Source organism: Tritonibacter scottomollicae (genome assembly GCF_003003215.1).
GTDB lineage: Bacteria > Pseudomonadota > Alphaproteobacteria > Rhodobacterales > Rhodobacteraceae > Epibacterium > Epibacterium scottomollicae.
The window spans coordinates 1-4811 of sequence record NZ_PVUF01000047.1 but is presented as its reverse complement, the minus strand read 5'-3'; the positions used below and the strand labels follow the sequence as shown (position 1 = coordinate 4811).

Below are 4811 nucleotides of genomic sequence, written 5' to 3'. Positions count from 1 at the left end.
CGTGCAGGATCACATCCCGCGGGAACTGCGCACCTTTGAACGAAACCATCGGCTCAACCTCATCGACAAAACGGCCAAGTCAATACATCATCTGCTCGAAAGATGCGACAGAGCCTGTTCCTGTCGTTTCAATGGTGAATGAAAATGGCCTGCTGACTTGCCGTAGCAAAACCAGCCCGCACGAGGACGTGCGGAAGCAGCCGAAGTACTGGGTTAGCTAATCTGTTCCTTTGCTTGCTTGGTATCTCCTACAGTGATTGCGGCTTTATACCGCGTGTCGTTTCGGTATGGTTTGGCTTCAATCCTTCTACTGTTTGCCTCTCACGGGCACCGCCCGCTGTGCCTGTTGGTCTGTTTCGGGTCGGTTGGTTTCGTCGGTGTCATGGTCAGGTTTCCTATGGTGAAAAGGTCTCGCCCGCGCTTACGATAATCTGGCGGAACTGATGGTGCGTTTTGAGCGCTCGTGTTCCCTGTTCGGGCGTCACGTGGCTGTCACTTGCAATCTTCGCGCCAATTTTATGGCTGGCGGGAAGTATCTCTCGCCGTCACGTCCGAATTAAAATTCGCTCGTGACGGCTTTGCCGTGGAATGGCCGTTGGCCATGGGGGAACCCCCACGGGGCTAACGCCCCTCCCCAAGCCCTGCGGGCTGGCGGTATCCCGCCCATTTTTGTTGTAGACTAAGGGGCGCAGCCCCTCGCGCGGGCAAGGGTAAAGGTGCAAGCACCCGCCATGCGGATTATTTTCCCCTGCCCTGCGGGCATTCCTCGCGAGGCAAAATAACCCGCCTGTCGCCCTTGTCCTTGCTTCCCCCGCGTTCGCCACGTGGCAGGTTTGCAAGCAGGGCTTCCAAACCGCCTTCGATTTGGGTGCTTAACCTGTGAGGTAGGATAATTTGTCAACGGTAGGAATTTTTGCTACCATGCATAAGGAATAAGAAATAACGAAAGTAGTGCCCATGGGAACTGTAAAGAAAGTTAGCGTGTCGCTGTCAGCAGAGCTGGACGCCATGATGGCGGAGGCTGTTCAAGCTGGAACGTACAACTCTGCAAGTGAGGTTGTGCGTGAAGCATTGCGTGACTGGCAGCACAAGCAAGAGATGCGTGCGCTTGCATTGGAGAACATGAGACGGGCGTACGTTGATGGAAAAGAAAGCGGCACGCCCAAGGCTGTGAGTGCTGCAAGCATGCTGCGCGATCTGAAGGCGGAAGCACGTCCGCGTGGCTAAGTACAAGTTGACGCCGAAGGCGGAAGAAGACCTCAAAGATATTTGGCGGCATATCGCGCAAGAGAACGAACCAGCAGCCGACAGGTTGCTGATGCGATGGTTTGATAAGTTCGAGCTTGCTGCTGAGAATCCAAAGATGGGGGTGGCCCGTCCTGAGATTGCCTCAGATGTGCGCCTTCTGTTCGAGGGGAATTATGTCACCCTCTATGAACCCGCTTCATATGGAATTTTAGTTGTTGCGGTTGTGTATGGAGGGCGTGACGCTGAAAGCTGGTTGTAGCGCTCTAAAGCGCTACTCCTCTTCGTTCAGTTCCATCTGCAACAACATGTCGCCGCGCCATTTGAAGCGATAGAAGCGCAGTACATCGCCTGCGAGTGTACTGCCGAAACTAATCTCCACATCATCGTCAACGTAGGCAATGGCATCACGAATGTCACCGACGGTGAGTGGCTGATCTGTTGAGGAAATCATAGAGCCGGGGTTCTTTGGCTGTTGAATCGTTTTGTGTACTGCTCGGGACATTTCGTTCCTATGTCAGATGTGAGTTTGATTATGTTCAAGCGAGAGGCGGGAGCGAGAAACTTGCTTCACGCTTTGCTTGCTCTTTTCGCGAAGTCTCTATCTTCGCAATCGTTTCACGGAAAAAGGCTCTTACATCCCACTCGGCTCCGAGATCAGCCTCGTGTGTCATGTCTATCTGATATTTTTTAACCAGCTGATCTGCCAACTCTAGCGCATCTCTACCAAGCTTCGCGTACCCTTCTTGCCGTGCCTCGAAAAGCTCAGAGTAATCAGGAAACTCAGCTACGTACTTTGCAACGCCATCGATGTACCGATTTGTGACCCTCGCCTTGTTAGGAAAGCCCAAAATTCGGTGCATCAGATCATTTGGAAAACTACGCCAAGCAATGTCATCGGGGTACTCAGGCGGCATTGGTCTTTTTGCCTGTGCGACATAGAATTCTTGGCCGTCGTCTGTGCGACCTGCTGGTTGCCCATGACTTGTGCCATCATCCTGTGTGACTTCGACGCAGTGGTCAGCGTATTCATGCAAAATGCAAATGAGACGAATGGCGGCGTATGACCCGTCTTTTTTCCTCTGTACCCAAGCGGTGATACCGTCTTTTGCGAACGCCAGAACGCTACCAATGACAACACCAACTAGACCAAAAATCGCTTCAACCATATCGCTCTGCTCTCGCTACTCAAATCGGGGACAAAAATCGTTTTGGGGCGTGCTTGCACCATAGCCGAGGGAGCCAGAAGGGAGGGAAAAAGGCATAGGACGACCAGCCCTAGCATTTGTGCTAAGGTCGGTCCCTGTGCCTGCCTGATCCATAGCGTCGGTCGCCGTCGGTCAGTCAAAGGCCCGCGGGTCTCAATGGAGAAAAGCCGCGCGGTCGATCACAACTTACAAAAGCTTTCCCTAGCTTCCGGCGACCCCGCTTTGATCTTTCGGACTGCGGTTAGGGTTCGGTCGCGCCCATTGGTACCCTGATATACCTCGTCGCCAACGTCTGAAACCACCCAACGAAGTGATGAGAACATACTGGCAACGTGGCTCTTTGTCTATCGTAACCTGATAGCATTGTCGTATTGAAGCTTTTGCTGCATATCTGAAGCGGGCGTCCTGAGTTCCCTCTGAAAATGCCTCTCTTGAATGTAAAAAAGACGCGTCCGAATGCTCGAGACGCGCCTAAGTTTTGAAAAACAGGGAGGATTGCCCGGGGGTCAACGCCCGATCCGGTTGTTAAACCGGTTCATGCTGCGCGTATCGCCTTCGAGTTCGAGACCTTTATGGGTCTTGCGAACACGGACGCCCGAGGATGCTGCCGCCTGTCGCACTTTGCGTTCGAACTCACTGTTCAAGTCCCGTGTCATGGCATTCGCGAGCGAGCGGCCATTGGTGAATGTTCTGCCTTTATATTTTATCTTGAGCATCGTTCAGCCTTTCGGGGGATAGGGGTCGTTGCCGTAGCTCCACGCTTCGCGAAACTGACCGTTTTGCCCCTGGATGCGGAGCTCAGAACCTTGATTGCGGGCGATGCCACGACCATGATCGATAGCTTCGCGCTGCGTGTCGAAGCTGCGGGTAAGACGTTCGTTGCCTTCGCCACGGACGCCCCATTTGTCGCCATTACGAACGACATACTGGTTCTTAGACATTGCTGTCTCCATTTAGCACGGCCCCACTATTGGCGACCGATAATGTATCATGTCATCTTACGGTGCGTGTTGTCAAGTTAAGCGGCACGTAATAATATCATTGCATCTTACGGCGCGTTCGCTTATGAGCTGCGCCGCTTTGATTCAGGGAGAGAACCATGACATTTGCAGTCCGTCTGAATGAACTCCGGGTAAAAAAGAAAAAATCATTACAGGAAGTTGCAGACGCTCTTGGAGTTTCCAAAACCCATATTTGGGAACTTGAAAAAGGCCGAGCGGATAACCCATCTCTTGAGTTGTTGACCAAGATTGCCGACTACTTCAAAGTGTCGATCCGGCATCTGGTTGGTGAGGATTTTGAGAACAACCAAAATGATGAAATGGCGCGTATGTTCAGACAAGTCGGTGATTTAGAGGAAAACGACCGGGCGATTATAGACGATATGATTCAGTCGCTTCGAAACCGCCGAAAGGGGGCAGATGGTACAAATTGACCGCATGGAAATTGATGACGCTGGTAGTGATCCAAAGAGGCTAGCAAAGGCAATTTTGGATCAACTGCCAGAAGATACGGTCTTGGTACCAGTCAGAGAAATCGCAAAAGCCATAGATATTTATGAGATACGTGAGGAGCAATTGAGTGGTCTTGAGGGGGCGCTCATCGTTCCTAAAGAAAAATCAGAAGGGGCGATCTTGATCAACAAAGGTCGTCACGAAAGCCGAAAGCGCTACACGATTGCGCATGAGCTTGGGCACTATGTACATCCGTTCCATCGAGCTAATAGCCCAGACGGCTTTCGGTGCAAGAAGAATGATCTAACGGTTACGAAAGCTAAGCCAAATGATTTGCATTCTCGGATGGAGCAGCAAGCGAACGAATTCGCGGCTGAGTTGCTCATGCCAGCTCGAGCCGTTGCATCCTTTATCCGAGATAGCGGCGACGCTGATTTATCCCACATCCTTGAAATGGCGAGACGCCATGACGTGAGCAGGGAGGCTGCCGCTCGACGTTACATTCCTCGGATAGGCGATCCTGCCGCAGTGATTTTCTCCAAAGGAGGTGTCGTACGATATGCGAGATGCAATGAGTTCTTTCCAAAATTATCAGTTTGTCGAGGAGACCTTGTTCCACAGCATAGTGTCTCCGCTCTCTCAACCGCTGATGTAGGAGAGGTAACAGGCTGCGTTGAGGTTGGAGCGCACATGTGGCTGCAAAGTTCGGCAGGGGTAACTCTGTTCGAGCAAACGCTGGCACAGCAAAATAGCTTTCGAATGACATTGCTCACAGCTGTGATCGAGGAGATTGAGGACGAGTGGGAAACGGTTCCGTCGCAAAGTTTCGAGTTCACCAGTTAGGGGCTCGCTTGATCGCCGATTACGCGGCAAGGCTTGCGTAGGCCGCGAATGGGCAACCACT

8 protein-coding genes are annotated in these 4811 nt (G+C 52.2%); 4 read left to right on the top strand and 4 right to left on the bottom strand.

All coding sequences use genetic code 11. The annotated features are described in order from the left end of the window. Positions 1-957 precede the first annotated feature (957 nt). On the top strand, positions 958-1227 hold the full coding sequence (locus CLV89_RS22010; RefSeq protein WP_106165721.1) for a type II toxin-antitoxin system ParD family antitoxin: 270 nt from the start codon (positions 958-960) through the stop codon (positions 1225-1227). Next, on the top strand, positions 1220-1507 hold the full coding sequence (locus CLV89_RS22005; RefSeq protein WP_106165720.1) for a type II toxin-antitoxin system RelE/ParE family toxin: 288 nt from the start codon (positions 1220-1222) through the stop codon (positions 1505-1507). The genes CLV89_RS22010 and CLV89_RS22005 overlap by 8 nt, the downstream gene beginning before the upstream one ends. Positions 1508-1519: 12 nt before the next feature. On the opposite strand, the gene CLV89_RS22000 is transcribed toward CLV89_RS22005, so the two are convergent. The 4 genes from CLV89_RS22000 to CLV89_RS21985 all read right to left on the bottom strand — a co-directional run bounded on the left by CLV89_RS22000 (position 1520) and on the right by CLV89_RS21985 (position 3394). Next, entirely contained in the window at positions 1520-1750 is a 231-nt protein-coding gene (locus CLV89_RS22000; RefSeq protein WP_133166786.1) for a hypothetical protein, read from the bottom strand. Between the two features lie 34 nt (positions 1751-1784). Continuing rightward, positions 1785-2414, bottom strand: a complete 630-nt coding sequence (locus CLV89_RS21995; protein WP_106165718.1) for a hypothetical protein — start codon at positions 2412-2414, stop codon at positions 1785-1787. Positions 2415-2959: 545 nt separating this feature from the next. Then, positions 2960-3169 (bottom strand): hypothetical protein, encoded by a 210-nt coding sequence (locus CLV89_RS22725; protein WP_106165717.1) that lies wholly within the window; start codon positions 3167-3169, stop codon positions 2960-2962. Between the two features lie 3 nt (positions 3170-3172). Then, positions 3173-3394: a DUF2188 domain-containing protein gene (locus tag CLV89_RS21985; RefSeq protein WP_106165716.1), complete on the bottom strand. Its 222-nt coding sequence runs from the start codon at positions 3392-3394 to the stop codon at positions 3173-3175. A 158-nt stretch (positions 3395-3552) separates the two neighbouring features. Here CLV89_RS21985 and CLV89_RS21980 point away from each other — a divergent pair, with 158 nt between their 5' ends. Both CLV89_RS21980 and CLV89_RS21975 read left to right on the top strand, forming a co-directional pair. Continuing rightward, entirely contained in the window at positions 3553-3888 is a 336-nt protein-coding gene (locus CLV89_RS21980) for a helix-turn-helix domain-containing protein (RefSeq protein ID WP_106165715.1), read from the top strand. Next, on the top strand, positions 3875-4750 hold the full coding sequence (locus tag CLV89_RS21975; protein ID WP_106165714.1) for an ImmA/IrrE family metallo-endopeptidase: 876 nt from the start codon (positions 3875-3877) through the stop codon (positions 4748-4750). Before CLV89_RS21980 ends, CLV89_RS21975 begins: the two co-directional genes overlap by 14 nt. The last annotated feature ends 61 nt before the right edge of the window (positions 4751-4811 follow it).

What these genes read in the sequence shown, in the direction of transcription:
- CLV89_RS22725 (WP_106165717.1), bottom strand. Translation starts at nt 3,169, where the DNA reads ATGCTCAAGATAAAATATAAAGGCAGAACATTCACCAATGGCCGCTCG.
- CLV89_RS21995 (WP_106165718.1), bottom strand. Translation starts at nt 2,414, where the DNA reads ATGGTTGAAGCGATTTTTGGTCTAGTTGGTGTTGTCATTGGTAGCGTT.
- CLV89_RS22000 (WP_133166786.1), bottom strand. Translation starts at nt 1,750, where the DNA reads ATGTCCCGAGCAGTACACAAAACGATTCAACAGCCAAAGAACCCCGGC.
- CLV89_RS21985 (WP_106165716.1), bottom strand. Translation starts at nt 3,394, where the DNA reads ATGTCTAAGAACCAGTATGTCGTTCGTAATGGCGACAAATGGGGCGTC.
- CLV89_RS21980 (WP_106165715.1), top strand. Translation starts at nt 3,553, where the DNA reads ATGACATTTGCAGTCCGTCTGAATGAACTCCGGGTAAAAAAGAAAAAA.
- CLV89_RS21975 (WP_106165714.1), top strand. Translation starts at nt 3,875, where the DNA reads ATGGTACAAATTGACCGCATGGAAATTGATGACGCTGGTAGTGATCCA.
- CLV89_RS22010 (WP_106165721.1), top strand. Translation starts at nt 958, where the DNA reads ATGGGAACTGTAAAGAAAGTTAGCGTGTCGCTGTCAGCAGAGCTGGAC.